Source organism: Qipengyuania sp. SS22, assembly GCF_025736935.1.
In the GTDB taxonomy this organism is placed as follows: Bacteria; Pseudomonadota; Alphaproteobacteria; order Sphingomonadales; family Sphingomonadaceae; genus Qipengyuania.
The window spans coordinates 2,227,635-2,253,152 of the sequence record NZ_CP107048.1 but is presented as its reverse complement, the minus strand read 5'-3'; the positions used below and the strand labels follow the sequence as shown (position 1 = coordinate 2,253,152).

General features: G+C 61.0%; 25 protein-coding genes and 1 tRNA gene. 20 read left to right on the top strand and 6 right to left on the bottom strand.

Annotated features, from left to right (window positions below):
* The first annotated feature begins 256 nt into the window (after window positions 1-256).
* The 4 genes from N6L26_RS11305 (at window position 257) to N6L26_RS11290 (ending at window position 4,909) form a co-directional block, all read left to right on the top strand.
* Window positions 257-1,417, top strand: coding sequence for a tyrosine-type recombinase/integrase (locus N6L26_RS11305; protein ID WP_263605663.1), 1,161 nt, complete (start codon window positions 257-259; stop codon window positions 1,415-1,417).
* Window positions 1,418-2,046: 629 nt separating this feature from the next.
* The gene (gene dcm / locus N6L26_RS11300) at window positions 2,047-3,249 is read left to right on the top strand and encodes a DNA (cytosine-5-)-methyltransferase (protein ID WP_318173605.1); all 1,203 of its coding nucleotides are present in this window, start codon (window positions 2,047-2,049) and stop codon (window positions 3,247-3,249) included.
* Entirely contained in the window at window positions 3,242-3,694 is a 453-nt protein-coding gene (locus N6L26_RS11295) for a very short patch repair endonuclease (protein ID WP_263605661.1), read from the top strand. The genes dcm and N6L26_RS11295 overlap by 8 nt, the downstream gene beginning before the upstream one ends.
* On the top strand, window positions 3,695-4,909 hold the full coding sequence (locus N6L26_RS11290; RefSeq protein WP_263605660.1) for a type II restriction endonuclease: 1,215 nt from the start codon (window positions 3,695-3,697) through the stop codon (window positions 4,907-4,909). It begins immediately after the preceding gene.
* 12 nt (window positions 4,910-4,921) lie between these two features.
* Here N6L26_RS11290 and N6L26_RS11285 read toward each other — a convergent pair whose 3' ends face one another.
* The 3 genes from N6L26_RS11285 to N6L26_RS11275 form a co-directional block, all read right to left on the bottom strand.
* On the bottom strand, window positions 4,922-6,307 hold the full coding sequence (locus N6L26_RS11285) for a hypothetical protein (RefSeq protein WP_263605659.1): 1,386 nt from the start codon (window positions 6,305-6,307) through the stop codon (window positions 4,922-4,924).
* A gap of 2 nt (window positions 6,308-6,309) precedes the next feature.
* Complete coding sequence (locus N6L26_RS11280) at window positions 6,310-8,466, bottom strand: ATP-binding protein (protein ID WP_263605658.1); 2,157 nt, start codon at window positions 8,464-8,466, stop codon at window positions 6,310-6,312.
* 787 nt (window positions 8,467-9,253) lie between these two features.
* Window positions 9,254-9,330 (bottom strand) — tRNA-Arg (locus N6L26_RS11275).
* Window positions 9,331-9,459: 129 nt separating this feature from the next.
* On the opposite strand from N6L26_RS11275, the gene N6L26_RS11270 reads away from it, so the two are divergent.
* The 9 genes from N6L26_RS11270 to N6L26_RS11230 all read left to right on the top strand — a co-directional run bounded on the left by N6L26_RS11270 (window position 9,460) and on the right by N6L26_RS11230 (window position 17,932).
* Window positions 9,460-9,858: a hypothetical protein gene (locus N6L26_RS11270; protein ID WP_263605657.1), complete on the top strand. Its 399-nt coding sequence runs from the start codon at window positions 9,460-9,462 to the stop codon at window positions 9,856-9,858.
* A 94-nt stretch (window positions 9,859-9,952) separates the two neighbouring features.
* Entirely contained in the window at window positions 9,953-10,432 is a 480-nt protein-coding gene (locus N6L26_RS11265) for an MmcB family DNA repair protein (RefSeq protein ID WP_263605656.1), read from the top strand.
* A 49-nt stretch (window positions 10,433-10,481) separates the two neighbouring features.
* Entirely contained in the window at window positions 10,482-11,198 is a 717-nt protein-coding gene (locus N6L26_RS11260) for a sterol desaturase family protein (protein WP_263607304.1), read from the top strand.
* Window positions 11,195-11,656: a DUF2141 domain-containing protein gene (locus N6L26_RS11255; protein WP_263605655.1), complete on the top strand. Its 462-nt coding sequence runs from the start codon at window positions 11,195-11,197 to the stop codon at window positions 11,654-11,656. Before N6L26_RS11260 ends, N6L26_RS11255 begins: the two co-directional genes overlap by 4 nt.
* 103 nt (window positions 11,657-11,759) lie before the next feature.
* Complete coding sequence (locus tag N6L26_RS11250; protein ID WP_263605654.1) at window positions 11,760-13,763, top strand: hypothetical protein; 2,004 nt, start codon at window positions 11,760-11,762, stop codon at window positions 13,761-13,763.
* A gap of 59 nt (window positions 13,764-13,822) precedes the next feature.
* A complete protein-coding gene (locus tag N6L26_RS11245; protein ID WP_263605653.1) occupies window positions 13,823-14,926 on the top strand; it encodes a phosphatase domain-containing protein in 1,104 nt (367 codons plus the stop codon).
* 8 nt (window positions 14,927-14,934) lie between these two features.
* Entirely contained in the window at window positions 14,935-15,837 is a 903-nt protein-coding gene (locus N6L26_RS11240; RefSeq protein WP_263605652.1) for an alpha/beta hydrolase, read from the top strand.
* A gap of 11 nt (window positions 15,838-15,848) precedes the next feature.
* Window positions 15,849-17,228, top strand: coding sequence for a M48 family metalloprotease (locus N6L26_RS11235; protein ID WP_263605651.1), 1,380 nt, complete (start codon window positions 15,849-15,851; stop codon window positions 17,226-17,228).
* A gap of 17 nt (window positions 17,229-17,245) precedes the next feature.
* On the top strand, window positions 17,246-17,932 hold the full coding sequence (locus N6L26_RS11230; protein ID WP_263605650.1) for a DsbA family protein: 687 nt from the start codon (window positions 17,246-17,248) through the stop codon (window positions 17,930-17,932).
* A gap of 4 nt (window positions 17,933-17,936) precedes the next feature.
* Here the strand turns inward: N6L26_RS11230 and N6L26_RS11225 are convergent, their stop codons facing one another.
* Window positions 17,937-18,548 carry an HD domain-containing protein gene (locus tag N6L26_RS11225; RefSeq protein ID WP_263605649.1) on the bottom strand — a complete coding sequence of 204 codons (612 nt, stop codon included), beginning with the start codon at window positions 18,546-18,548 and terminating at the stop codon, window positions 17,937-17,939.
* A gap of 82 nt (window positions 18,549-18,630) precedes the next feature.
* Here N6L26_RS11225 and N6L26_RS11220 point away from each other — a divergent pair, with 82 nt between their 5' ends.
* The 6 genes from N6L26_RS11220 (at window position 18,631) to N6L26_RS11195 (ending at window position 23,582) form a co-directional block, all read left to right on the top strand.
* The gene (locus N6L26_RS11220) at window positions 18,631-19,863 is read left to right on the top strand and encodes a sensor histidine kinase (RefSeq protein WP_263605648.1); all 1,233 of its coding nucleotides are present in this window, start codon (window positions 18,631-18,633) and stop codon (window positions 19,861-19,863) included.
* Window positions 19,860-20,657, top strand: a complete 798-nt coding sequence (locus N6L26_RS11215) for a LytR/AlgR family response regulator transcription factor (protein WP_263605647.1) — start codon at window positions 19,860-19,862, stop codon at window positions 20,655-20,657. The genes N6L26_RS11220 and N6L26_RS11215 overlap by 4 nt, the downstream gene beginning before the upstream one ends.
* A gap of 100 nt (window positions 20,658-20,757) precedes the next feature.
* Window positions 20,758-21,618 (top strand): carboxylating nicotinate-nucleotide diphosphorylase, encoded by an 861-nt coding sequence (gene nadC / locus N6L26_RS11210; RefSeq protein WP_263605646.1) that lies wholly within the window; start codon window positions 20,758-20,760, stop codon window positions 21,616-21,618.
* Between the two features lie 40 nt (window positions 21,619-21,658).
* On the top strand, window positions 21,659-22,081 hold the full coding sequence (locus N6L26_RS11205; RefSeq protein WP_263605645.1) for a hypothetical protein: 423 nt from the start codon (window positions 21,659-21,661) through the stop codon (window positions 22,079-22,081).
* 10 nt (window positions 22,082-22,091) lie between these two features.
* Entirely contained in the window at window positions 22,092-22,781 is a 690-nt protein-coding gene (locus N6L26_RS11200; RefSeq protein WP_263605644.1) for a ribonuclease T2 family protein, read from the top strand.
* A 168-nt stretch (window positions 22,782-22,949) separates the two neighbouring features.
* Complete coding sequence (locus N6L26_RS11195) at window positions 22,950-23,582, top strand: class I SAM-dependent methyltransferase (RefSeq protein WP_263605643.1); 633 nt, start codon at window positions 22,950-22,952, stop codon at window positions 23,580-23,582.
* Here the strand turns inward: N6L26_RS11195 and N6L26_RS11190 are convergent.
* The gene (locus N6L26_RS11190) at window positions 23,566-24,021 is read right to left on the bottom strand and encodes a nucleoside deaminase (RefSeq protein WP_263605642.1); all 456 of its coding nucleotides are present in this window, start codon (window positions 24,019-24,021) and stop codon (window positions 23,566-23,568) included. The two genes, N6L26_RS11195 and N6L26_RS11190, sit on opposite strands and share 17 nt — an antisense overlap.
* Before the next feature lie 157 nt (window positions 24,022-24,178).
* Between N6L26_RS11190 and rpmB the strand changes: the two genes are divergently transcribed.
* Window positions 24,179-24,469, top strand: coding sequence for a 50S ribosomal protein L28 (rpmB, locus tag N6L26_RS11185; RefSeq protein WP_263605641.1), 291 nt, complete (start codon window positions 24,179-24,181; stop codon window positions 24,467-24,469).
* Window positions 24,470-24,525: 56 nt separating this feature from the next.
* Here the strand turns inward: rpmB and N6L26_RS11180 are convergent, their stop codons facing one another.
* Window positions 24,526-25,506: an esterase-like activity of phytase family protein gene (locus N6L26_RS11180; RefSeq protein ID WP_263605640.1), complete on the bottom strand. Its 981-nt coding sequence runs from the start codon at window positions 25,504-25,506 to the stop codon at window positions 24,526-24,528.
* Window positions 25,507-25,518 lie beyond the last annotated feature (12 nt).

Below are 25,518 nucleotides of genomic sequence, written 5' to 3'. Positions count from 1 at the left end.
TGGCGCTGCGCTGAACCGGCCGGAATGCTGAAATACGGGCTGCTGCTCGCCCCATCGAAGCGGAGAGAGATGGTGCACCCGACAGGATTCGAACCTGTGGCCTCTGCCTTCGGAGGGCAGAGTTCATGCACAATGCGGGGCAAGCTGAAACCCTTAAAGCTCTGAAATAGGAGAATTTCCTATCTCTGCTTGTTTCCGGTAATCCCTGCATGTATTCCATACGCATTCCATACGAAACGGAATGAGGGAATTGGCAGTGGCATTGGACCTGAGCAAAGTCGGCAACCGGGGGCGGTTGAAAGTGCAGCGCGAGCCGCACTGGCAACGGCTGCGCGCCGGGTGCTTTCTTGGCTTCCGGCCTTCCAAACGCGGGGGCAAGGGCACATGGATTGCCCGCGTCTATGACGAAGATGCCAGCCGCTATCAGGTGAAGTCGCTGGGCGATTTCGGCACGCTCCCCGGAAACGAGATGTTCGCAGCGGCCAAGAAGGAAGCCGAGAAGCTGGCCGAGCTTGTGGAATCGGGCGGCGAAATCCGCGCCAAGATCGAGACGGTGGCCGATGCCTGCCGCGAGTATGCCAAGGACCGACCAGAAGCCGAACAGCGCTTCAAGCGGTACGTTTATGAGGATGCAATCGCCAAGGTGAAGCTGGACAAGCTACGCCGCCGCCACGTCAAGGAATGGCGCGAGCGGCTGGAAGCACAACCTGCACTGGTGAGCCGACGGAAGAAGGGCAATCCGGTCGAACGCGAGCGGGCACCATCGACCGTCAATCGCGACATGGCCGTGCTGCGAGCAGCCTTGAGCAAAGTCCTGTCTCCCGGCGCACCGAACAGCGAGGCGGCTTGGCAGGAAGCCCTGAAATCCATTCCCAATGCCAACGGACGCCGCACGCTCTATCTGGACCGCACGCAGCGCAAGAAGCTGATCGAAAGCACCGATGCAGAGGCAGCGCCGTTCGTCCGCGCCCTGTGCCTCTTGCCGCTTCGTCCCGGCGCTATGGCGGCACTCATGGCTGGCGACTTCGACAAGCGCACGGCGGAACTCACCATCGGCAAGGATAAGACCGGGAAACCGCGCCGCATTCAGTTGCCGCAAGAGGCAGCGCAACTGCTCGCCAAGCAGGCCAAGAACAAGCTGCCAGGCGCTCCACTCTTCATGCGCGCTAACGGCAAGGCATGGGATAAGGATAGCTGGAAACGGCCCATTGCAACCGCCGTAACTGCTGCCGAACTGCCAGCCAATGCCACCGCTTACACCTTGCGCCACAGCACCATCACTGACCTTGTGAGCGCAGGCCTTCCGCTTCTCACGATCGCGCAGATTTCCGGTACGAGCGCCGAAATGATCGAGCGACACTACGGCCACCTTGCCAGCGATGCAGCGGTGAAAGCACTTGGGGATTTGGCTCTGTGAGCGAAATTTGTGCCTATCAAGGCAGCGAACCGCCGACGGTTTGCGCAAAAATTCGCAACTCTTCTGCGACCCGCCGCAGCGCGTGAAAATATCTCTTTATTGTAGTTAGTTATCGCAAAGTGAGTTGTCTGCGGTTCGGCGCAAACCCGCTCTACTCGTGGACGGGTTGATTCCGCCCGAAACGCTATTTCAATTACAAAACATACCCTTACATCCCGAATTCGCGGGGTACGGTGTGCTCGCCAGATTCGACTTGCGCGCGCTTTCCTCTCTGTTTGTAGACACCTCGGATCAACCATTCTGGAAAAACCCTGTGCTGCAAGAGCCGCGCGGCGATTGAGCGCAGCAAATGACCGATTTACGCCCCATTATCGGTTTGTTCGGCAGTTCGCGGAGCTGGCCCATAAGCTGCCGTGTGTCCAAGTTATCGGCCGCGACGGCGGCTTCCCAACCATGATCTGCCGCCTGGCGCCGGTGCGAACAAGCAACACGAAGGAACAAACTAAGAACATTGTTGCAAGCAGGGAATAATTCTGCCACGGTGTCAAAAATTGACACAGAGCGGGGTTTCGATGCGCAGAGCAGCTACAAAGACTACAAGATTCACTCAGCTATGCGCTCAGGCAGGCTTGACCCAAGAAGAGGCGCGAAGTCTGCTAGAGGTGTCGGAACGCACGGCCTACCGGTATGCAAACGGAACGGTAAGACTGCCCCGTCTTGCAGAGAAGGTATTGCGCGAGGCGGCGAACAAGAAACCGGCCAGCCACAATACTGCGTTCCGGTTTATTGACCTGTTCGCGGGGATCGGTGGCCTGCGGATCGGATTTAACGGGATCGGTGGCCACTGCGTTTTCACATCCGAATGGGACGCCAACGCCCAGAAAACCTATGCACTTAATTTCCGCGACAATCACCGGATCGCCGGGGACATACGAGAGTTCTCAGAGCACCCGGAAAGCATTCCGGAACATGATGTTTTGCTTGCCGGTTTTCCGTGCCAGCCCTTTTCGATCGCCGGTGTGTCAAAGAAGAATGCGCTCGGACGGCCACACGGGTTTCTGTGCGACACACAAGGAACGCTATTTTTCGATACTGCCCAGATAATTGCGCACCACCGCCCGGCAGCTTTCGTGCTGGAAAACGTCAAGAATCTTGCCAGCCACGACAAGGGGCGCACGTTTGCCACTATCATGAACGTGCTGGAGAACGAGCTGGGCTACAAGGTGCAGGCGCGTGTCATCAGTTCTGAGCCATGGGTTCCACAAAAGCGGGAACGGGTTTTCATCGTCGGGTTTCGCGATGATACAGATTTCGATCTGGACGCGCTGGAGCTGCCATCTGCCGAAGACGGCCCGAAGCTTGGCAGCATTCTGGATCGGCACGAGGACGTTGATCCGAAATATACTCTCACTCCGCGGCTCTGGGAATATCTGCAAGGCTACAAAGCGAAGCATCAGGCGAAGGGTAACGGTTTCGGATTCAGCTTGTTTGGTCCTGACGATGTGACCCGGACCCTGTCCGCCCGCTATTATAAGGACGGTTCGGAAATCCTGATAGACCAGCCCGGCCCCCGGCCCCGGCGGCTCACGCCGACCGAATGCGCCCGCCTGATGGGGTTTGAGCGCGGGGACCGAAAATGGCGGATCGAGGTATCGGACACGCAAGCCTATCGCCAGTTCGGCAACGCCGTAGTCGTTCCGGTTGTCGAAGCTCTGGCAAATGCCATGCAGCCGTACATCGCGGCCGCAGTGGCGAAGAGTTATGGCCAGAATGACGAAGCGCCCCATGCAGTGTCACGGCCCGACCGGGAACCCGCCGCTGCATATGGCTGATATTGTCGCAGCGGAGGTCCGCAGCCGGATGATGTCCGGTATCCGATCGAAGAACACCAAACCGGAAATGATCCTGCGTCAGGGGCTCCATGCCGCCGGATTTCGGTTCCGCTTGCATGACAAAACAATGCCCGGCAAACCCGATATCGTCTTTCCGCGCTACAGAGCCGTTATCATGGCGCAGGGCTGTTTCTGGCACGGCCATGACTGTCACCTTTTCAAATTGCCATCGACACGCCCAGAGTTCTGGCGCGCGAAGATCGACCGCAACCGCCAAAACGACGCTCGGACGCATTCTGCGCTGGCAGAAGCAGGCTGGAGGCAGGCCGAGATTTGGGAATGCGCGCTGAAAGGCCGAACACGATTGTCGCACGACGAGGTGATCGGTACTTGCGGACGATGGCTGCAATCGGATGCTGCACAGCTTGAAATCAGGGGGCAATAAATGCGGCGAGGCCAGCTATCGGACTATTTTGCAGGTGTGGCGGTCAAGCGCCTAAGCGCTGTAGAGACCAGCCCGACGACTTCAAACCAGCACGAGTTCAATGGTTCAGGCCCGCTGCGCCGCTTGTTCGGAGACGACGACCAGAAGAACATTCCGGCTCGCTATATATGGCTTGGTCGGGAACAGGAGGCGGTCACAACTGATAGTATTCTGACCTGGTATGATGCACGGCGGCAGCACCCGACCCGCACCGAATACCGTCTCTATTATCCCGACAACGAGGTTACCGGGATGATGCAGGCGGGAGATGTGCTTTTCATTGCGCTATGCCGCGACGGAACGGCCATGGTCATTATTACGCCGGTAGACAGCACCATTCAAAATCAGCTTGTTTGGCTGTTCGGGCTGGAGGACCAGCCAGAGTTCGAGTTCACCGTTCAGGAGATCGCTGGAACCAGCAATCCCGACCTAGATTTTGCGACGCGCTATATTTTGGACGAGCTGGGCATTGAGCCGGAAGAGCCGGAAGCGGACCGACTAGACGAACTGATCGAGCAATTTGGCATGGTGTTTCCGACAACGAAGAACTTCTCTGAGATCGCTCGGTCGGCCGTCACAGACGTGGACCCGGCAGACGATCCGGACGGTGCGCTGCTGGATTGGCTCGACATGGAAGAGCAGCTTTTCAGACGGCTGGAGCGGCGCATAGTGGCAGAGCGGATTGCGAGCGGCTTCAATGCGCCGGAGGGTGCGGATGTAGACGGTTTCCTTTCATTCTCCCTTAGCGTCCAGAACCGGCGCAAATCTCGTGCGGGGCAGTCATTGGAGCATCATCTGGAGGCAATATTTGTCGCCAACAGCATACGGTATGCGCGCGGAGCGGAGACCGAGAACCGCAACAAGCCGGACTTCCTGTTTCCGGGACAAGAGCATTATCACGATCCTGCCTTTCCAGCGGCAAAGCTCACTATGCTGGGCGCAAAATCAACTTTGAAGGACCGCTGGCGGCAGGTGCTATCCGAGGCCGAGCGGATCGAGAACAAACATTTGCTGACACTGGAGCCGGGCATTTCCGAAAACCAGACCTCCGAAATGCAGGCGAAACAGCTTCAGCTTGTACTGCCGCGCCAGCTTCACGGGAGTTTCAGGTCGGCGCAGCAGACATGGTTGATGGATGTTTCGGAGTTTCTGTCTCTGGTAAACGATCGGCAATGACGCTGCGCTGACTCATCTTTCCGGAAGAGTCACAATTCCAGTGCGGGAAATATGCCTGGAGTACGAATGAGTGATTTGCGAGATAATTTCGTCTCTGAACCGGTATAGCGGCGTCAAGCTCTCTTCAGCATCTTTCCGCGTAATGCTTATCGCTAGGTTTTTGAAAATCGATATTCGACCTGCATTCAACCCATCTTCAAATTGCAAGATGGGAGATTGCCATTCTAGATCCTTGGGTTTGCGTTTCGTATCCACACTTAGATTGCGCTTCGGGTCCGCTCCTTGATTTTTGCACCCGTCGCTATTGGCAAACGGCCATTCCACCGCAAAAAGATACAACAGTGGCCCCGGCTTGGGTTGTGCAAAATCGCAAGGAGCTCCGATCTGCACCATTCTGGCCCGGCAATCTTTCCACTCTTCCTCATTCACTTTGAAGATTTCGGCCAAGAACTCTGCTTCCGTCAATCCAAACTGACCAGCGAGAAAACCCGATACGTCATTGTCAGGAATCTGAACGACAGCACCAAGGTCGGTCGCTTTGATCGGCGCGCTGCCTTCTGAACGGGCAAAAGACAGGTGAATGGCGCTGTTGACCGAAGCCTGCGCCGGGACTGATGGAGATTCAGTTGGATCTACCAATGCAGTTTGCCAGTCGAAATTGTTCCCGCTACTCGGATCGTGTTCAATTATTCTGTCTGCCAGAATTGGGACAAGAACACGGTTGATTGCCTCCCTTGGCGATTCTGTCGCACGCTCGATTCCTGCGCCTGCTTGAGATAATCGGTAAAAGACTTTTCCGAGTTCAGGGCCAAAGTTGTCAGAAGCCCTGTCATCGTCCGGAATCAGATTAACAACGGACCGCAGTACCGCATCCATCGCGGCGGAAACGTCTGCTTCCCAAGAGAGCAGCGCGTTAAGCTGCGGACTTTGCGATATCCTGTCTTGAATATCGACTTGTAGTTTCTGAGCATCTACAATTTCACCGGTATTGGTGTTGATATAATCTCCCTTCCTCAGAGAGGTGAAAAATACCGGGAGAAGCTGGGCATCTTCCCCTGTGAACCTCTCGAAAAAGCTGTCTTTCAGCGCCTCGAGATCGGGTTGCTCGGCCCATAGTATCAGGCCATAAGGACCGCTCTCGGGACAAACAAGTTTGAAGACCACGTCAGCGAGGGCCGCAAAAGCTACTTTTGTTTCGCCGCCGAATGTAGCCCCGGTTATGAGGTTCTGGTCGAGAAACAGTATGCGCATACCGGGCAGTTTTTGCCAGTCAGCCACAGTCTCATCAGAATACAGCTTCGAGTGGCAGTCCAGACGCAGAAAATCGAGCGACTTTTTGATCCCGTCTAGATGCGTCTCCTTGTCATCAACGATAACAAACCGTGAATGAATAAACATCTTTAGCGTCCCTGCTGCGGGAATCTTAGTGCCACAACCGCCCCGTCGTACTCATCCGGAACATTGGTTTCGGACAATTGAGGAAAGACTAACTGCCCGTCATTAAGCTCCATAACCATGTTGGCATAATACAGGCCCATTCCCATTCCTTCGGGGCGGCGCGAGTAGAAGGGCCTCACGAGCTCGACGGGCGAGTCTTGGAAACCGGGGCCTGTGTCAGCAATAACAATTGCAGGTCCGCCTTCAAAATCGTCTTCGATATTGATATAAATAGCGCGGCCGGTGCCTTCGTCATCATCAGGCCAGCGCGTCCGCATCCAGAAGATGGCATTGTCAATGATGTTGGTGATTGCCCCAAGCGTCAAACCAAATGAGCATGATACCGAAACCCTGGGAGCATCTTCTTCGACTGCCGGACAGTTCAGGCGCACTTTATGATGTCGGAACCGAAGATGATTGATATCGCGAGCCCGCTTTATGAGGGCATTCAACTCGACGATCTTGCGATCTTTTTTGCGCAACAAATCGGAAAAACCGTCAAGGAGCCGCATCATTTCCCGAACCTGCTCTGCCACGACTGTCATTGCAGGATCGGCTTCCAGATTCCGGTACAAAGATCGGATACCCTGCTCGATTTCATGAAAAACGACAGCCAGACTGGTGCCAGAAATGCCAGTGACAAGCAGCCGCTCTTTCATTGAAGCATATTCGTGTTCAATTCGGTCCAGCAGTGGATCAACTTGGGATGAAAGTCCTTTTCTACTGGCAATTGCTTTTATCTTCGAAACAGGCTCGAGAATACTCTTTGTCTCGGGATCCTGAACCGTACCCAGTAATTCACGTATTGCTTTGCGATCGACTTCCCTTTCTCGCTGAAGCGGCTCAATGGCGCCAAGAACAATTCGTTGCAGGCGATTATATGCTGCATTCTCGATGAAACCCTCACGGTTAGACTTTTCAACCAGTGCAGGGCTGTCTTCTTGATTCAATGAGATGTACCCGGCAACTATATTCCGGCTAATTCCTTTTGTGGGGTTGTTGACTCTTTTCAGGTCCAGCCCGAGCCAGTCGTTGTTCCGCTCACCATAGTCGTATACTCTTATTCCATCGCGATAAATTCTGATGCCGCCATTCTCATCCAGAAAATCTTTAATGAGCTTTGTCTCTCCCATCATACTCGCGATCTTCGGTGTAAGATCGTAAACAAAAAATTCGCCCGATATCGGTCCGATGCCATCAAGCATCTCCAGATCAGCGATTACTTTTTTTAGCGTGCTGGTCTGCGCTTTTCCGCTAAAGATTGGGTCATCATCATCGACCGGCGCTGGCGGAACAAGCAGGCGAACATCCGTTTCGACAACTTCGCGTGCTTCTCGCGAAATGCCGGGTATCGGCCTGAACTTGTATTCGTACTCGAATTTCTCACCATCAAATGTGAAACTGTATTTCCATGGTGCCCTCTTCAGGAGCTCACTCGGGTCAGGAAGGTTTGCGATCCATTCGGGAAAGTCTGGCACTTTCAGTGAAGCGTCAAAATCGTCGCGGGCTTCTTTCCCAAATGGCGATGATATCGACGTTATCTGCCGGTACAGGCGACGGATCTCTCCTCGCGTCCAGTGCACGTCCCGCAATTCAGATATCCTGATAGCCGTACCCGTCGTGTCGTTATCAAAGACCTTTGGCTCGCGCTCCTCGATGACGACTTCCGCATCATCCAGAAACTCATGATCCATCATCGCATTCCAGTCGATGCGAACAACAACCTCAGGCTCGCCTTCGGCCCGCGTAATCAGATCAATTTTGTTGCCAAGCTTGTGTACAGAAAGACGCCCGAGACCTTTAGAACCCAAAGGCAACCGGCCTTTCTCGGTTCTGATCCGGCTTTTGAGCTGTTTTTCCTTGTGATCGTGAGCGATCACAAACCACACATTGCGAACTGTTTCCGGGGTCATGCCGACCCCATCATCACGAACGGTAATTTTGGGCTTACTGGTACCTAAACCCTTGATTTTTATCTCTACGTACGAGGCGTCCGCATCATAGGCGTTCTTTACAAGCTCAAAAACTGCCAGTCGCGGCGTGCCAATCAGCTGATCACCCAAATGCTGAAGAAGCCGTGCCCGAGATTTAAAGTGAGCTTTTGTGCCAATTTCATTCATCTAGATTCTATAAGCGATTTATGTGCAATCACCACAGCAAAAGCGTTCCAACAATCGGTTCGCTTGGGAGTCGTTTCCGTTTGCAAGAAAGTTATCATTGGACCTGACGCGCACGAACCCAGGGAGGCTTGAAAGACGCATCGCACGCCGCAATTACAGTCTGCTGTGCTCCATGGACTCCGCAGCACCAGACATTCTGTTAAAGGCCCACAGGCAGCCTCAAACGCCAGCGAGGCTCGAAATCCACTCGGAAGTGATACGTTGCCGCGCCAGCGTATTGACTCGCCCTTCTCGACCGTTCTTCTCATCTCGGAACAGGAGCACACCCTACCCCGCGAATTCGGGACGTAAGCCGTTATAAATTCTGATGAAATGCAGTTTGGGCGGAATCAACCCGCCTGCGAGTAGAGCGGGTTTGCGCTGAGCCGCAGACAACTCATTGCGGGACAAGGCTTTGAAATGACGATTGAAACTCGCCAATCTCCGCGAGTTGTCTGCGATCCATACAATTCGTCCGCGTCACGTTGCCAAGCCGTCTCAGGTCAAACTGTAATTTCTAACTAAGACTAATGCCCGAACCGGCGCAGCCGAAGAAAAGGCAGTCAGCTAGCGCTTAATGCTGGCGCATTCGGCAGGTAGGACCCGCAAATGCCTGGACTGGAAGCCGAGCCACAATTGCTGGATTGCGAGCCACTGAGGGCACATCGAAGCCGGGCCAGCCGGACCCCCTATTTTCCATACTCATTCCATACGGGAGGAATGGCGTAGCACTAAGTCATTGAAATAATGGCGCACCCGACAGGATTCGAACCTGTGGCCTCTGCCTTCGGAGGGCAGCGCTCTATCCAGCTGAGCTACGGGTGCTTCGCATGCCTTTCGGCGAGCGGGGCGCTTAGCAAAGCGCGGTCGCGCTCGCCAGCCTTAAAACGAACGGGCCGCTCGCGATGCGCGCGTTAGGCTTTTCGCAAGACTGGCTTCGTACCTTCCACGGTCATGAGCGCGATGCCCCACGAATTCGACCTGGCCCACGCCACCATGCTGCCGCCCGCCGACACGGGACCACGGGCGACGCCCAATATCGGCATCCTCGCCGCGCAATGGGAAGCGGTGCATGAAGCGGCTGCTGCGGTGGGCAATCTGGCCCAGCTCGGGCGCGAGGCGCCGACACCCGAAATCGAGCAGCTGCCACACCGCGCGGCCGAGCGGGGTGGCTGGCACTATGAAATGGTAGCACACGGGATCGAAGACCTCGCCGCAGTAATGCAGCCGGGCCTGCGCGCATTGCTGTCGCTTACGGCGCAGGGCCAGGACACGACCGCCGCCGCGTTGACGCTGTGGCGCGAGTTCCACACCGCGCGGACAGCCATTGTCGACCTCATCGAGGCTAACTGAACGATCCGCTCCGCCAGTATCGACTGCGCTGCCCGGACAGCCGGTTTGGCACATAACCCTTGACGATGTTCGCCCTCTGTTCCAGTTCGGGAGCATGACGGATTCGGTAGCCACAGCAGAAACGGCCGCAATTGTTGCCCGCGGCATTGCGCGACTTTTTGCCCGCAACGATATCTGGTGCCTCGCAGAAATGCCGCTGAGGAACGGCCGGCGGGCGGATTTGATGGGTATCGATCCGAAGGGCCGCGTGGTCATCGTCGAGATCAAGGTGCAGCGCGGCGACTTGTTGGGTGATGGTAAATGGCCCGACTACCTCGATTATTGCGATCGCTTCTACTGGGGCGTGCCGCCGGGGCTCGATCGCAGCCCGCTGGAAGGCGACGGCTATCGCCCCGATTGCTGCGGCATCATAGTTGCCGATGGCTATGACGGCGAGATCATCCGCCCTGCGCCGCTCCACCCGCTGGCCGCCCCGCGCCGCAAGGTCGAGGTCGAGCGGCTTGCGCGCACTGCACTACGCCGCGCGACGGTTGGGCTCGACCCGCAATGCGCGCCTTGGGGCACACCCGACTAGCACTTCGCCTGTTCCCCCGCGGCCTGCGGCAGACTAAGGTCCGCGGATGATGTGGGCCGCCATTCTTTTGTCCGTTCTCGCGATGACCGCAATCGTGGCGCTGCGCTATCTTGCCGCAAGCGGGATTTTCGCTGCAGTCACGCAGCGCGTGCGGCCCGGCTATCACGCCAGGCTGGGGCCGCAGATTCGCCGGGAAATCGGCTGGTCGCTCGCCTCGGCGGCGATTTACGGCATTCCCGCGGGCGTTGTCGCGTGGGGCTGGCAGGAGCGCGGGTGGACGCAGATCTATACCGGCTGGAACGATTACCCGCTGTGGTACCTGCCGCTCGCGCCGCTGCTATTCCTGATGGCGCATGACACCTGGTTCTACTGGACGCACCGGCTGATGCACCGGCCAGCGTGGTTTCGCACGATGCATGCGGTCCACCACGCCAGCCGCCCGCCGACCGCGTGGGCGGCGATGAGCTTCCACCCATGGGAGGCGATTACCGGCGCAGTGGTGATCCCCGCACTGGTCTTCCTCATCCCGATCCATGTCGCCATGCTCGGCCTGGTATTGCTGGTGATGACCGTGATGGGCGTCACCAACCACATGGGCTGGGAGATGTTTCCCCGGCGACTGGTTCACTCGGCGTTAGGCGGCTGGCTGATAACCGCCAGCCACCACCAGCGTCATCATGAAGAGTACAGATGCAATTACGGCCTCTATTTCCGCTTCTGGGATCGCTTGTGCGGTACGGATCGCGGCCTCAGCCCCAACGCGTGAGCCGCGCGGCCGTTTTGGGGCTGCTGCCGCTTAGCGCGGCACTGGCAGCCGCGACGCCGCCGCCGCCGACACCCAAGACGGGTGCGACGATCACCGTGACCGTGACCGAGCTACGCAATGCCAAGGGTATCGTGCGCGCCTGCATGACGACGGACGAGGATCAGTTCCCACGCTGCCGCGGCGTGCCCGGGGCGCATGGAGCGACCGCGCCGGCGCACGAAGGCAGCGTGTCCTTCACCTTCACCAACGTCAAACCGGGACGCTATGCCATCGCGCTGCTCCATGACGAGAATACCAATGGCAAGGCCGACCGCGCGCTGGGCATGATGCCACGTGAAGGCTTCGGTTTCTCGCGCGATGCCAAGGTGCGCATGGGTCCGCCCAGTTTTGCCGACGCGGCGGTCGATATTGGCGCGGAAGATCGCGGGCTCACTATCCGGATGCGCTACATGCTTTGAGGTCCCACGCGCTGGTCATCGCCGCAGGCAATACGCTTTACGATATGTTTACCACGCGCGCCGCATACCCCTTTCGAATGAGTAGAATGCGGGGACCAACGCAGTGATTGACAGGCTAGGCGGCTATTTCGGCTCGCGCGATGCGGAGGAGGACTTCGGCGACGACTATGCCGAGGAGTCCGACGCCGAGCTCGATCCGCCGCCCTCGCCGGTCGGACAGGACGAGCGCCGCATGCAGGTGCGCGCCTACAATCACTGGGCCAGCCTGCTCGGCGATCTCGACTTCCCGCATATTGCCGAGCTCCACCCCGAACAGCTGGGCGATTTCGGTCCCTATTCTGTGCTGCTCGACTTGTCGGACGATGTCGACGATCCGATGGTCCGCTTCGTCGGCGCCGAACTCGCGTATGAATGCGATTTCGACGGTGGTCCCGCGCTGCTGTCGCAAGTACCCGGACGTTCGGTACTGAGCCGGATCACCGACCATTACATGCAGATCCTCGCCAACCAGGCGCCGATCGGCTTCGAGGCCGAGTTCATCGACGCCCACGGCGCGCCGGTACTCTATCGCGGCATCCTGCTGCCCTATTCGAGCAACAACCAGACGATCGATTTCATCTATGGCGTGATCAACTGGAAGGAAATGGCCGACCAGCAGACCGCCGACGAGCTCCTGCTGGCTATCGACCAGTCGCTCGGGAGCGCGCCGGATTACGGCAACACCGTCGAAACCGCCGAAACGCTGACGACCAATGCGCGCGCCGAACACGGCGAAGACGTACTCGAACTCGGGAACGCAGAGATGATGGAAAGCCACGGACACGGCCCCTTGCCGCAGCCCGCATTCGGGACGGCCGATGACGAACCGGAAGAGGTCGCGATGGAAGCGAGCCCCCGTCCCGCTTCCTCCGGCCCGCGCCTCGATGCACTCGGCAATCCCTTGGGCGGCCCGATCGCAGACGGCATGGGTCTAGGCGACGATGGCCCCGAGTTCGACAACAGCATCAAGACCGCCGCCGATTACGGCCTGCCCGAATGGGACGAAGAGGAGGAAGGCGAGGACGATGTTGCCGATGTCGTCAATCCACTGGCCGATGAAGAGACATCGAGCAGCCTGATCTCGCTGGTGAGCCGCGGCGAGCGGGCCAAGAAGAGCGTCGACCTGACGGGCGACGAGACCGCGCCGCCCATACCGCATGCTTTCCACGGCGAGGGCGCTGAATTCACGCCGCCCATGCCCACCGCCTACGATGCTCCGGCCGAGCAATGGCTCGAGCCGATGGCCGGGACCGACGAGAGCGAACCCGACGAAGACGACACCGAATTTGCCATCGTTGCCGGCGAGGAAGCGGGCGACTACGAGCCGGCGTTCGAGGAGCAGCAGCTATACGACGAGCCGGAAGTGCCCGCCGCGCCGCTCGAAGAATCCATCGCTTATGGCGAAGAATGGTCTCAGGATGAGCTTGAAGCAGAAGCGCCGGTCGAGGAGGATGGGGTCACTCCCGACGGCCTTTACGGCAGCCTTGCCGCAGCGCGCGAAATGGCGCAGGCTGCGCAGAGCACCGAAGATCGCAGCCGCAAGACGCTGTATGCCGCGGTTGGCCGCGCCTACGATTTCAGCCTCGAGGCGCAGCACAACCCCGCCGAATTCGACGAACTGCTGGCCAGCAACAGCCTGACCTATCAGGACCGCGCGCCGATGACCCCCGTGGTCAAGCTCGTCTTCGGGGCTGAATACGACAAGACCCGGCTCACCGAATACGCCGCCGTGCTGACGCATGCCCACCGCGTCGGCGTCGAGCGCGGCACGCTCGCCACTTTCCTGCGCGAGGCTGAAGGCGGCCTCAAGGGCATCGTCAATGAAGAGCGCCGTCTGCGCAAGGAAGAGCAGGGCAAGCCGGTCGACGACAAGAAGGCGGTCCGCGCCAGCCTTGCGCGCAAGCTGCGCGCGCTCGACACGCTGTCGCTCGACGAGTTGGACGAGGACGGCGCGGAATTCGCGCTCGTCATGGTCCGCCGCACGCCCGACGGCGACGTGGAAGTGATTGGCGAAGTGCCCGAGGATGTGCCGCTGGTCGAACGGGCTGCGCGCAAGTTGCTCGGCTAGAAACCTGCTCTGGACAAAAGGCTTGTCGCCCCCGCGCTGCACCGGCTAGCGCGGGGGCGATGCCGTTTCTGCCTACCGCGCCCGTCCGTATCCAGCCCTATTTCGGCTATCGAAACCGTGTCCGTTTGCGCCTGACCGCGCGTGCTTTGCGATCCCGCGTGGGCGAGTTCGAGAAGCGCGGGAAATGGCGCGCTGCGAAGACCATGCTGGGGCAGTTCGCCAGCCATGAGGTCGCTGAATTCCCTGTCGAGCTCGAAATTGCACGACCGGGCGAAGCCAGTCAGCGACATCAGGGGCTGACCGATGGCGAGGGCTTCGTGCATTTCGATATCCGGCTTGATCCCGAGTGGGAATATGATGCGCACCCCGCCTGGGAGACGGTGGTCATCCACTGGCACGCCAATGGCGCGGAGCAGTGTCTCGATGCGCATGTCCTCACGCCGGGAGACGACACCGGCCTTGCGGTGATTTCGGACATTGACGATACGATCATCGAAACCGGCATCACTGGCGATTTCCGCGCCGTGCTGCGCAATTGGCGGCGCGTGCTCATGGAGATGCCCGCCGAACGCATTCTCGTTCCGGGGGCGGATGTCTTCTACAACGCGCTGGGCGGCGGCGAAGTGCTGGCCGATGGCAGCGGCCAGGCCGGAACCCGCCAGCCGGCCACCCACCGCCCGTTCTTCTATGTTTCGTCGAGCCCGTGGAACCTGTTCAGCTATCTCGTGACCTATATCCGCGGGCGCGGCCTGCCACTGGGGCCGATCGCGCTGCGCGACTGGGGCCTCAACCGCGAGACCTTCGGCTCTTCCAGCCACGGTGCCCACAAGCGCGCCGCGATCGACGACATCCTCGCCACCTATCCCGAGATGAAATTCGCGCTGATCGGTGATGACAGCCAGGGCGATTTGACCGCCTTTGCCGATGTCGCAATGGAGAACCCAGGCCGGGTCCGCGCGATCTTTATCCGCAAGGTCGGCGAACGGATGACCCCCGAAGAACTAACCGCAAAGGCCAATCTCGAGGCGGCAAAAGTACCATTATGGCTCGGCAACAGCTATGACACCGGGCATAATTTCCTCGCTTCGATCGGCCTACTCGCCGATGACGAGGCCAAGGCAATCGTCGATACGGTCGAAGCGACCGACCCGGAACTGGCATGAGGCGCATTATGAAAATCCTGCTCGGACTGCTGGTCGTCCTCCTGCTCGCAGGCGGCGTCTTTTTATGGGCGGTCCGCAGCAACGGTCCGGCCGTGCTCGACGGGATCGATCGCGTAACCGGTGGGTCCCGCGGCGTGACGCTGGTGTCGCAGGGGCGGTATGGCGAACATCCCGCGCAGAAGCTGCGCATCTACACGCCCGCCGGGGCTGACGAGCCGCTCCCGATCCTAATCTTCGTCCATGGCGGCAGCTGGAGCTGGGGCGATCCGGACGATTACGGTTTCATTGCTCGCGCGCTGGCACCCGAAGGCTTCGTGGTCGTGCTGGCAGGCTACCGTCTCGCCGAGGACGGGCGCTATCCCGCCATGCTCGAAGATACCGCTGCGGCAATCCGCGAAACCGCGCGGCTGGCCTCGCAATATGGCGGTGATCCGACGCGCATCGTTGTCGCCGGGCATTCGGCGGGGGCCTATAATGTCGTGCAGGTTGCGCTGGAGGAGAAATGGCTCGCGGGGAGCGGCATCAATCTCAGCGGCGCAGTTGGCCTCGCGGGGCCGTACGACTTCTACCCCTACGACAAACCATCGGGCCGCGAGGCCTTCGGATCGGTTGGCGCGGGAAGCGAGACCCAGCCGATCAATCATGTGCGTGCGGGGGCACCGCCCATGCTGCTGATCCATGGCGAGGACGACACGCTGGTCAAACCGCGCAACACCCGCGCGCTTGCCGCAGCGCTGGAACAAGCGGGCGCCGTTGTGGAAACGCGTTTCCACGCGGGTTTCGATCACAACGCACCGCTGATCTCGCTGGCGAGTCCCTGGCGCGGATCACGCGACGTCGACGAAGCGATCCTCGCCTTCGCGCGGCGGGTGACCGATCTTTCAGTTCCGGTTCAGGCCGAACGGCCTTAGGCTACGTCCCAATGCGTCTGCTTGCCCGCCTCATTGCTTTCCTTGCCGCCGCCATGCTCGCGGCGCAGCCGGTCGCCGCGCAGAGCATTCTGCGCGATGCCGAGACCGAGGCTTTCCTTGACGAGATTTCTGCGCCGCTCATCGAAGCGGCCGGGCTCGAACCCGACAATGTCGAGATCATCCTGATCAATGATCCATCGATCAACGCCTTCGTTGCGGGCGGCCAGGCGGTGTATATCCATTCGGGGCTGATCGATGCCGCCGATAGCGCCGAAGAAGTCCAGGGCGTCATTGCGCACGAGCTGGGTCATATCACCGGGGGTCACATCCTCCGTTATGGCGAGGGCGCTGCTGCGGCGACGAAGATATCGCTGCTGTCGATGATCGCCGGTATCGGCGCCGCGCTGGCAGGCGCAGGCGATGCCGCAATGGGTATCATGATGGCCGGACAACAGGCCGCCATGGGCAAGTTTCTCGCGTTCAGCCGGACGCAGGAATCCTCCGCCGATTTCGCCGGGGCGGAGTATCTTTCGAAGTCGGGGATTTCGGGGCGCGGTTCGCTGGCCTTCTTCGGCAAGCTGCTCAATCGCGAATATCGTTATGGCTACAGCCAGAGCGACGAGGCGGGCTTTTACCGCACCCATCCGCTTTCGGGCGACCGCATCTCCGCGCTGCGCGAGGTCTATGAAAAGGACCCTGCCTGGGAACGTCCGCGCGATGCGCGCAACCAGGCCAATTTCGAGCGCGTGAAAGCCAAGCTTGTGGGCTATCTAGCCAAGCCCTCGGCCACCCTGCGCGACTATCCCGAAACCGATGCGACGGTCCCCGCGCTGTATGCGCGGGCCTATGCCTATCACCAGAACGCGCGGGTCGACCTCGCGCTCGGCGCGACGGATCAACTGCTCGCGATCGACCCGGATGATCCGTACTTTCTCGAGCTCAAGGGTCAGGTCCTGCTCGAATCGGGCCGCCCCGAGGAATCACTCGAACCGCTGCGCCGCGCGACCGCGCTGACCAATGCCGAGCCGCTGATTGCCAGCCTGTTCGGCCACGCGCTGATCGCCACCGAAGACCGCGACAATTACGAAGAAGCCGAGCGCGTGCTGCGTTCCGCGGTGGGGCGCGACCGGCGCAATCCCTTCGCTTGGTACCAGCTCGGTGTAGTCTATGCCGCGCGCGGCGACACGGCGCGCGCGCGCCTGGCCACTGCCGAACAGCAAGTGATGAGCGGTCAGTACGGCCTGGCGCTACGCAGCGCGCAGGCTGCCGAGGGCGGTCTCGACCATGGCACGCCCGACTGGATCCGCGCACAGGACATCGGCATGCAGGCGCGTGCGCTGCTCGAGCGGCAATGCGAAATGGAGCGCGGGCGCAATTGCGCACCGGGCTGAGAGAACCGAGGGATCTGATGAAAAACAATTTGCTGACCGCGCTGATCGCGCTGGTGTTCGGCTTCGTCGGGGCCGGCCTGTGGTCGTTCTCGGGGCTGGGTCATGGCCATACGCGCGATTACCTGCTCGCCAATCCGCAGATCCTTCCCGAAATGTCCGAGGCTTATCAGCGCAGCGAAGCCGAGGGCCGGCTGGCGCAGGTTTCGGGCGAAGTGAAAGAGGCTTTCCAGGGCGCGGTTCTGGGCAATCCGCAAGGCAGCAAGGTGCTGGTCAAATTCACCGATTACGGCTGCACCTATTGCCGCCAGTCGATCGCCGGGATCGACCGCCTGATCGCCGCCGACCCCGAATTGAAAGTCGTGGTACGCGAATGGCCGATCTTCGACGGCAGCGAACAGGCCGCACGCATGGCACTGGCTGCCGCAGCGCAGGGGAAGTATCCGGCGTTCTACCACGCCATGTTCGACCAGGGCCCACCCAGCGAGGCGAGTGTCGCCCGCGCGGCGCAGATCGCCGGCCTCGACGTCGCCGCAGCGGAAGAATTTGCTGCATCCGACGCGGTCACCGGCGAACTTGCGCGCAACATGGCCTTTGCCCGCTCGCTCCAATTCACCGGAACACCCAGCTGGATAGCGGGCGACGAGGTGATCCAGGGACTGGTGCCCGAACAGCGCCTCGCCGACGCGCTCGCGGCGGAGGGCTAGGCGCTCACTCCGCTTCCATTGCCTTGGCGTACATCGAGGCGAGCGGCCGTTCCATCACCCGGCGGACCATCGGTTCGAAGAATTCGAGCGGTTCGCTGTCATAGGCAGGGTCGAACGCGGCCTGGTCGTATTTCTCGCAGAAGGTCCGGCAGGCCTCGAAATGCGGATGGTCGGCGAATTTGTCGCGCGCGTTCTGGTCCATCCCGAGAAAGTGGAAATAGTAATAGCCCTGGAAGGCGCCGTGATTCTGGCAGATCCAGTGGATTTCGTCGGTGACGAAGGGCTTGATGATCGAGGCGGCCACTTCGGGGTGGTTATAGCTGCCCAGCGTATCGCCGATATCGTGCAGCAGCGCCATGACCACATATTGCTCGTCGCGGCCGTCGCGATGCGCGCGAGTCGCGGTCTGCAGCGAGTGTTCGAGCCGATCGACCGGGAAACCGCCGAAATCGCCATGGAGCAGCTTGAGGTGGTCGAGAACACGATCGGGCAGGCCCTTGGCGAAGGCGCGATACTCGCCGCCGATGATCGCCCAATCCTCCGCCGTGCCCTCGCGCATTTCGCGGAATTTCGCGCGTTCGGCTTCCGGATGTTCGATATTTTCCTGCACGCCCATCGCGTCTCTCCCTCGCTTCGGCTGTCGGTGACACTGTAGCGACTGGCGCAGTTCGTCGCAATTGCGCTAGAGGGCATGGCCCATGGCAGTCTTGCCCATTCGCCCAACGCCGTTCTTCGCCAATAAGAACCAGGCGTTCTGGAACCTCCAGCTGGCCGGCTGGGGCGGCGCAACGATGCTGCGCGTCATGTCCGCGCTGGCCAATGGCCAGCCGCCCGACCGGCTGGTCATCATCCTTATCGCGACGATCACCGGCTTTTCGCTCAGCCTGATCCTCGCGGTGGTCTACGGCAAGCTGATCCGCCAGCGCCCGATCGTGACCTGGGGCGCGACCGCGATGGTGCTGGTCCTTGCGGTGGGCATCTACGCCTTCATCGACAGCTGGGTGCTCGACGTAGCGGGCGCGGCCTCGTCCAACACCAGCTTCGCCAATCTGTTCGTGGGCATCTACTTCTTCGACCTGACGCTGCTCGGCGCATGGTCGGCACTCTATTACGCGATCAATTTCTTCCTCCAAGTCGAGGAACAGGCCGACCGGCTCGAACGGCTTGAGGCACAGGCGACCAGCGCGCAGCTGGCCATGCTGCGCTACCAGCTCAATCCGCATTTCCTGTTCAACACGCTCAATTCGATCAGCACGCTGGTCCTGCTCAAGCAGAGCGAGACTGCCAATGCCATGCTCACCCGCCTGTCGAGCTTCCTGCGCCACACGCTGGTGACGCAGCCGGGCGGCAAGGTGACGGTGGCGCAGGAGGTCGAGACGCTGCAGCTTTATCTCGGCATCGAGCAGATGCGCTTCGAGGAACGGCTGCGCTCGAGCTTTCGCGTCGAACCCGAGGCGGCCGGCGCGCGGCTGCCCGCCATGCTGCTTCAGCCATTGGTCGAGAACGCGATCAAATACGGCGTCAGCCCGCAGGAGGAAGGCGCGGATATCTTCATCGTCGCGCAGATCGTCGGCCCGCGGCTGCGCGTAACCGTGTCGGATACCGGTCCGGGCATGACGATGAACAATATCGAGGCCGGTCTGCCCGCCGTCCGCCCGACGCATGCGCGCCGCGATTCGACCGGTGTCGGCCTCGCCAATATCCGCGATCGGCTGGCGCAGGCCTATGGCGAGGAACACCGCTTTGAAATCCGCTCGCCCGAAAGCGGCGGCTTTTCCGTGCTCATCGAATTACCGTTCGAAAGCGAAGAAGCCCCGGCGTTAAGCGCGGCGCAAGCCGCACCCGCGCAGGCGGCCCCGCTCAAGAAACCCGCGGCTTCCCCGGCCGTTGTACCTACACACTCACCCTCGAAAGCACCCCAGACGACATGACCATCCGGACCCTTCTAGTCGACGACGAAAAGCTCGCCATCCAGGGCCTCCAGCTGCGGCTCGAACCCTTCGAGGATGTCGAGATCATCGGCACCTGCCAGAACGGTCGCGAGGCAATCCGCGCGATCAAGACGCAGAAGCCCGACCTCGTCTTCCTCGACATCCAGATGCCCGGCTTCGACGGCTTTTCGGTCGTCCAGGGGGTGATGGAGATCGACCCGCCGCTGTTCGTCTTCGTCACCGCATTCCAGGAACACGCGATCCGCGCGTTCGAGGCGAATGCAGTCAATTACCTGATGAAGCCGGTCGACGAGGACAAGCTGGCCGATACGGTCGAACGCGTGCGCCAGCGGCTGGCCGAGAAGAAATCGACCGAAGAGGCGGAGAAACTCAAGAGCGTCCTGTCCGAAGTCGCGCCCGAAGCCGCTGAAACACTCGCCGGCGAGGATGGCGAGGCGGCCAGCCGGTTCGAGAAGCTCATCAACATCAAGGACCGCGGCCAGATCTTCCGCGTCGAGGTCGAAACGATCGAGCATATCGAGGCCGCAGGCGATTACATGTGCATCTATACCGGCGACAATTCGCTGATCCTGCGTGAAACGATGAAGGATCTCGAACGCCGTCTCGATCCGCGCAAGTTCCAGCGTGTGCACCGCTCGACGATCGTCAATCTCGACCAGGTGCGGCAGGTGAAACCGCATACCAATGGCGAATGCTTCCTTGTGCTCGATTCGGGCGCAGAGGTGAAGGTGAGCCGCAGCTATCGCGACGTCGTCGCACGGTTCGTTCACTGACGTTCTGCGCTCACGCCCGTGCGTGAGCGTCCCCGGCGCCATCCGGCCCCGCGTCGGGCACCCTGCGCGTCTTGCCAGGTCCGTTTCAGGAGCGATCTTCATGACCATCACCCTTCCCGGCTTCGATCTCGACCGGTTCGTGCGCGAGACGCTAGCCGAAGACCTTGGCGACGGCCATTCCGGCGGCGGGCACGATGTCACCAGCGAGAGCGTCATCCCTGCAGACGCGCGTTTCGCCGGGGCCATGGACACGCGCGATGCGATCCATGTTGCGGGCCTACCCGTGGCCGCCGCGTTCTTCCGTGCGCTCGACCCGGACATGCAGATCGATATCCTCGTCGAGGAAGGGGCGTCGGTTCCCGCGGGCACCGATTTGATGCGGCTGGAGGGCAATGCCCGCGCGATGCTCACCGCCGAGCGCAGCGCGCTCAATACCGTGCAGCACCTCTCGGGCATTGCCACAATGGTCGCGGACTATGTCGCGGCGATGGACAATCCCGACTGCACGCTGCTCGATACGCGCAAGACCATTCCCGGCCTGCGTCACCTGGAAAAATACGCGGTGCGCATGGGCGGCGCGGCGAATCACCGCATGGGCCTGTGGGACGCGGCGGTGATCAAGGACAACCACGTCCTCGTCGCCGGATCGGTGGGCGAGGCGGTGCGCCGCGCGGTCGCTGCCGGGGTGGAAGAGATCATCTGCGAGGTCGACCGGATCGACCAGATCGAGCCCGCGCTTACCGCCGGCGCGACTCGCCTGCTGCTCGACAATATGGACCCGCCCGCCTTGCGCGAAGCGGTGGCGCTGGTCGCCGGACGCGTGCCGACCGAGGCCAGCGGCGGGATCAACCTCGAGACAATCCACGCTAAGGCCGCCACCGGGGTCGACTACGTCTCGGTCGGCCGTCTGACCCAGAGTGCACCCGCTGCCGATATCGGTCTGGACTTTACGCCTTTGTGATTTGCGGGCATCCCAGCACCGGGCTGGGGGAGCAATTGCCATGCGTCCGACTTCGATCATCTGGTTCGAGCGGCTATTCCTGCTCAGTCTGGGCATCGCGCTACTCATCAGTCTTTTGCAATACGATATGCTGCTCGCGCAGGTCGACGGCCAGGCGGCTTTCGCGCCGCTGGGCTTGGGGCCGGGCTTCGTCATCGGTGTGATCGCGATCAGCCTGCTTGTGCCATTGCTGCTGTGGTACTTCATCGCCCGCCGCGCGAGCAATCTAGCCAAGTGGATCCTCGTGCTGCTCACTGCAGCCGGGCTGTTGTATCTGGACCTCGGCGCTGCGCGGATGTGGGCGCCCGCTGGCATTATGGCGCTTATCGTCACCGCACTGCAAGTCGTCGCTATCGCTCTGCTGTTCCGCGCCGATGCACGCGCTTGGTTGAATCCCGCCGATGATGATCACGCGGCGTCCTAGAGTCCGTTGGATGCTGCCGCTCGCCGGCATGCTGCTCCATGCCGCACCGTTGGCGGCGCAGCATTATCAATGCAGCATCCCGCGCAATGTGCTGGTGCCGCAAATCCGGCCCGACGCGGCACCACGTCCGCTGCGGGTCACCGGCTATACTCTGGCACTGAGCTGGAGCCCGGAATTCTGCAAGCCGCGCAAGGGGCAGCCGCGTCATGCGCGGCAATGCAGCGGGCGCGCAGGCATGTTCGGCCTCGTGGTACACGGACTGTGGCCCGATAGCGGTCGTAGCTGGCCGCAATGGTGCACCGCGCAGCGGCGACCCCAATCGCGCGAGCTTGCTGCCAATATGTGCATCTCGCCCTCCGCGGCGCTAATCGCGCGCCAATGGGCCAAGCATGGCAGCTGCATGGCCCAGAACCCCGCGACATATTTCAAGGTTACCCGCATCTTGTGGGAGGGGCTGCGCATTCCCGATTACGACCGTGTCAGCCGCGAGGACGATCTGACAGCGGGCACCATCCGCACGCGCTTTATCGATGCCAACCCCGGCTGGGTACCTGAGGCGGTGGGGGTAAAGCTCAATGCGCGCGGCTGGTTGGAGGAACTGCGGCTGTGCTACGACAAGCGCTTCATGCCGACGGCTTGTGATCGAACCCGGTTTGGCGCGCGCGACAGCATGCCGGCGAAGATCTGGCGAGGTCTTTAGTCCCACCGCTTTTAAGTCGGGATTGATCTGGCGTCGACCTCGCGCAAATGATATGATGTATCAATGTCCCGCCCAAGTCACACGCTCGATCCGGCCCGCATTTTCAGCGGACAGATGGCCGCCGCCTACGACCGTCGCAATAGCGGTCTGAGACCGATATCGGATTGCTTGCATCTACTGACGCAATTGGTGCTGAGCGATCTGCCCGACAACGCCCGCATCCTGTGTGTCGGGGCGGGCACGGGCGCGGAGATCCTTGCGCTGGCCAAGGTCCGGCCGAACTGGAGCTTCGTCGGTATCGACCCCGCTCCCGACATGCTCGCCATCGCCCACGAACGCCTCGAACAGGCTGGCGTGCTCGATCGCTGCCATTTGCTGCCAAGCTACGTCGAGGATCTCGAGGCAGGGCAGTTCGACGCGGCGGTCGCCATGCTGGTCGCGCATTTCATCCCGCTGAGTGGCAGGGCATCCTTCTACCGCGCTATATTCCGCCGGTTGCAGCCCGGAGGGCGCTTCGTCAGCGCCGAGATCAGCTGCGATTTCGATGGCGAGCTTTTTCCGGCCCGGTTGCGGGATTGGGAACAGGTCCAGATTATGATGGGTGCGACGCCGGAATCGCTTGCCGGGTTGTCCGAAGGATTGCGGCATCAACTGGGCGTGGTTGGTCCCGCAACGACCCGCGAACTGTGGCGAAAAGCGGGCTTCTCGCCGCCCATCGACTTTTTCCAGGCATCGCTGATTCGCGGGTGGCACGCCTGCAAGCCAGCGCCGGCCGCCGAGAGCCCTAGCGACGCGCCCTGAAGAACGCCTGCAACAGTTCCGCGGCCCTGTCCTCCCCCATGCCCGAATAGACCTCGGGCCGGTGCAGGCACTGCGGCTGCTCGAACACGCGCGCGCCATGCTCGACCGCGCCGCCCTTGGAGTCGCTGGCAGCGTAATAGAGCTTGCCGATCCGCGCATGGACGATCGCACCAGCGCACATCGCGCAGGGTTCCAGCGTCACCCACAATTCGCAATCGGTCAGCCGCTCCTCGCCCAACGCCTCGGCCGCGCGACGGATCGCGAGCACTTCGGCATGGGCGGTGGGGTCCCGCAGCTCGCGCGGGGCGTTATGCGCTTCCGCCACGACCTCCCCGCCGCGGGTCACCACTGCGCCCACGGGCACTTCGCCCGCCGCAGCGGACTGCGCGGCGAGCTCGAGCGCGCGCTTCATGGGTTGCGGAAGGGTCCAGCTGGCCATATCGGCATGGCGCTAGCCCCCGGCGGACGCGGGTGCAACGTGCTTGACGATTCGCAAGCTCGCCGCTATGCGCGCCGCTTTCCGGGACAAACACGAGCCCCCGCCCCGCAGCAGCGGCCAAGGGAACTCGCCCAGCCATTTGAACGAGAGACGTATCATGTCGCGCATTTGCGAACTCACCGGCAAGGGCCGCCAGGTCGGTCACAATGTGAGCCACGCCAACAACAAGACCAAGCGGGTTTTCCTGCCGAACCTGCAGAACGTGACGCTGATGAGCGAGAAGCTCGATCGCAGCTTCAAGTTCCGCGTGTCGACCCAGGGTCTGCGTTCGGTCGAGCACAATGGCGGTCTCGACAACTGGCTGCTCAAGACCAGCGACGAGAAGCTCTCGGCCAACGCGCTCAAGGTGAAGCGCGAGCTGAGGAAGGCGAATCTCGCTACCGCGTAAGCCGTAAAGGCGCTTCGGCGCCATGGCATCTACGCTGGATCGAAGGGCGCGCGAGGCTACTCGCGCGCCTTTTCGCGTTGGTCCCAGCGCATTTTCAGCAGCAGTGTCCGCTGGAACGACATGAAGTTGTCATCCGAGATCAGCCAGAGATGCTGCCCATCGGCATCGTCGGTAATGGTCAGGCCTTCGTAATTGTCGCGCGGGATGGTTGTTCCAAGTTCGGCCAGCAGGCGGGCCGTGACGATCCCGTCATCGTCGGGCGCGTCGACATCGAGTTCGGCAATCGCGGTTTCGAACCCCAGCGGGATGCCCCAGTCCAGACGTCGCAGCAAAACCAGCGCGCGGCCCTTTCCGACCGGAGCGGCATCGACCGGCCGATATCCGGCAGGAATATCGACGACCACGCTTCGCGGATTGTCGTCCTCCACCGGATCGCCTGAAAACAGCACCGCCATATGCCGCGATCCACGCCAGCGGCGCGATCGTTCCTCGATCGCGAAAAAGCGCCCATCGGCGAGACGAACGAGCGATTCGACACCCGAATTGCTGGCCCAATCCGCCATCAGCGCTGGCCGCACTTCCTTGTCGGGCCGGAAAGCGGCATCGAGCCGGACGATCGCTTCGCGATATTCGTAGCCGGCCCAAACCGTTCCGGTTTCCGGATCGACCGCCAGCGATTCGAGGTCCCGCCCCATCTTGTAGGATGTTTCGCTCGGCTCGAACGCGCTGAACAGGCCCACCCGGCGCCCGCGATCGGGCCGGTGGAACTCGAGCTTGCGCCCCGTGTCGCTGCCGGCGAGGAATCGGCCATCGGGCAAGGCGACAAGCGCCGAGATTCCACCGAAGCGCAGGCGATCGCCCGCCAGCTCCCATGCGCCAAGCAAAGTGAAGGGCCCCGCCGTGCGTTCTTGCGCCGCGATGGGCGTCAGAGTGACGTCGGGCTGCAATGCACGGGGTGGCGGCGGCGAGCGCAGCCAGGTCCCGGGGGCGAGCGCGACCGTCAGCGCGGCGGCAAGGAAAAAGCGCTTTGGACGCATGCGAGAGGGTCT

Bases quoted from the DNA above. Each gene is read 5' to 3' on its own strand.
- N6L26_RS11295 (WP_263605661.1), top strand. From the start codon at position 3,242: ATGGCTGATATTGTCGCAGCGGAGGTCCGCAGCCGGATGATGTCCGGT.
- N6L26_RS11280 (WP_263605658.1), bottom strand. From the start codon at position 8,466: ATGAATGAAATTGGCACAAAAGCTCACTTTAAATCTCGGGCACGGCTT.
- N6L26_RS11200 (WP_263605644.1), top strand. From the start codon at position 22,092: ATGCTGCCGCTCGCCGGCATGCTGCTCCATGCCGCACCGTTGGCGGCG.
- N6L26_RS11245 (WP_263605653.1), top strand. From the start codon at position 13,823: ATGCCGTTTCTGCCTACCGCGCCCGTCCGTATCCAGCCCTATTTCGGC.
- nadC (WP_263605646.1), top strand. From the start codon at position 20,758: ATGACCATCACCCTTCCCGGCTTCGATCTCGACCGGTTCGTGCGCGAG.
- rpmB (WP_263605641.1), top strand. From the start codon at position 24,179: ATGTCGCGCATTTGCGAACTCACCGGCAAGGGCCGCCAGGTCGGTCAC.
- N6L26_RS11190 (WP_263605642.1), bottom strand. From the start codon at position 24,021: ATGGCCAGCTGGACCCTTCCGCAACCCATGAAGCGCGCGCTCGAGCTC.
- N6L26_RS11215 (WP_263605647.1), top strand. From the start codon at position 19,860: ATGACCATCCGGACCCTTCTAGTCGACGACGAAAAGCTCGCCATCCAG.
- N6L26_RS11270 (WP_263605657.1), top strand. From the start codon at position 9,460: ATGAGCGCGATGCCCCACGAATTCGACCTGGCCCACGCCACCATGCTG.
- N6L26_RS11235 (WP_263605651.1), top strand. From the start codon at position 15,849: ATGCGTCTGCTTGCCCGCCTCATTGCTTTCCTTGCCGCCGCCATGCTC.
- N6L26_RS11225 (WP_263605649.1), bottom strand. From the start codon at position 18,548: ATGGGCGTGCAGGAAAATATCGAACATCCGGAAGCCGAACGCGCGAAA.
- N6L26_RS11265 (WP_263605656.1), top strand. From the start codon at position 9,953: ATGACGGATTCGGTAGCCACAGCAGAAACGGCCGCAATTGTTGCCCGC.
- N6L26_RS11230 (WP_263605650.1), top strand. From the start codon at position 17,246: ATGAAAAACAATTTGCTGACCGCGCTGATCGCGCTGGTGTTCGGCTTC.
- N6L26_RS11240 (WP_263605652.1), top strand. From the start codon at position 14,935: ATGAAAATCCTGCTCGGACTGCTGGTCGTCCTCCTGCTCGCAGGCGGC.
- N6L26_RS11290 (WP_263605660.1), top strand. From the start codon at position 3,695: ATGCGGCGAGGCCAGCTATCGGACTATTTTGCAGGTGTGGCGGTCAAG.
- N6L26_RS11220 (WP_263605648.1), top strand. From the start codon at position 18,631: ATGGCAGTCTTGCCCATTCGCCCAACGCCGTTCTTCGCCAATAAGAAC.
- N6L26_RS11285 (WP_263605659.1), bottom strand. From the start codon at position 6,307: ATGTTTATTCATTCACGGTTTGTTATCGTTGATGACAAGGAGACGCAT.
- N6L26_RS11205 (WP_263605645.1), top strand. From the start codon at position 21,659: ATGCGTCCGACTTCGATCATCTGGTTCGAGCGGCTATTCCTGCTCAGT.
- N6L26_RS11260 (WP_263607304.1), top strand. From the start codon at position 10,482: ATGTGGGCCGCCATTCTTTTGTCCGTTCTCGCGATGACCGCAATCGTG.
- N6L26_RS11180 (WP_263605640.1), bottom strand. From the start codon at position 25,506: ATGCGTCCAAAGCGCTTTTTCCTTGCCGCCGCGCTGACGGTCGCGCTC.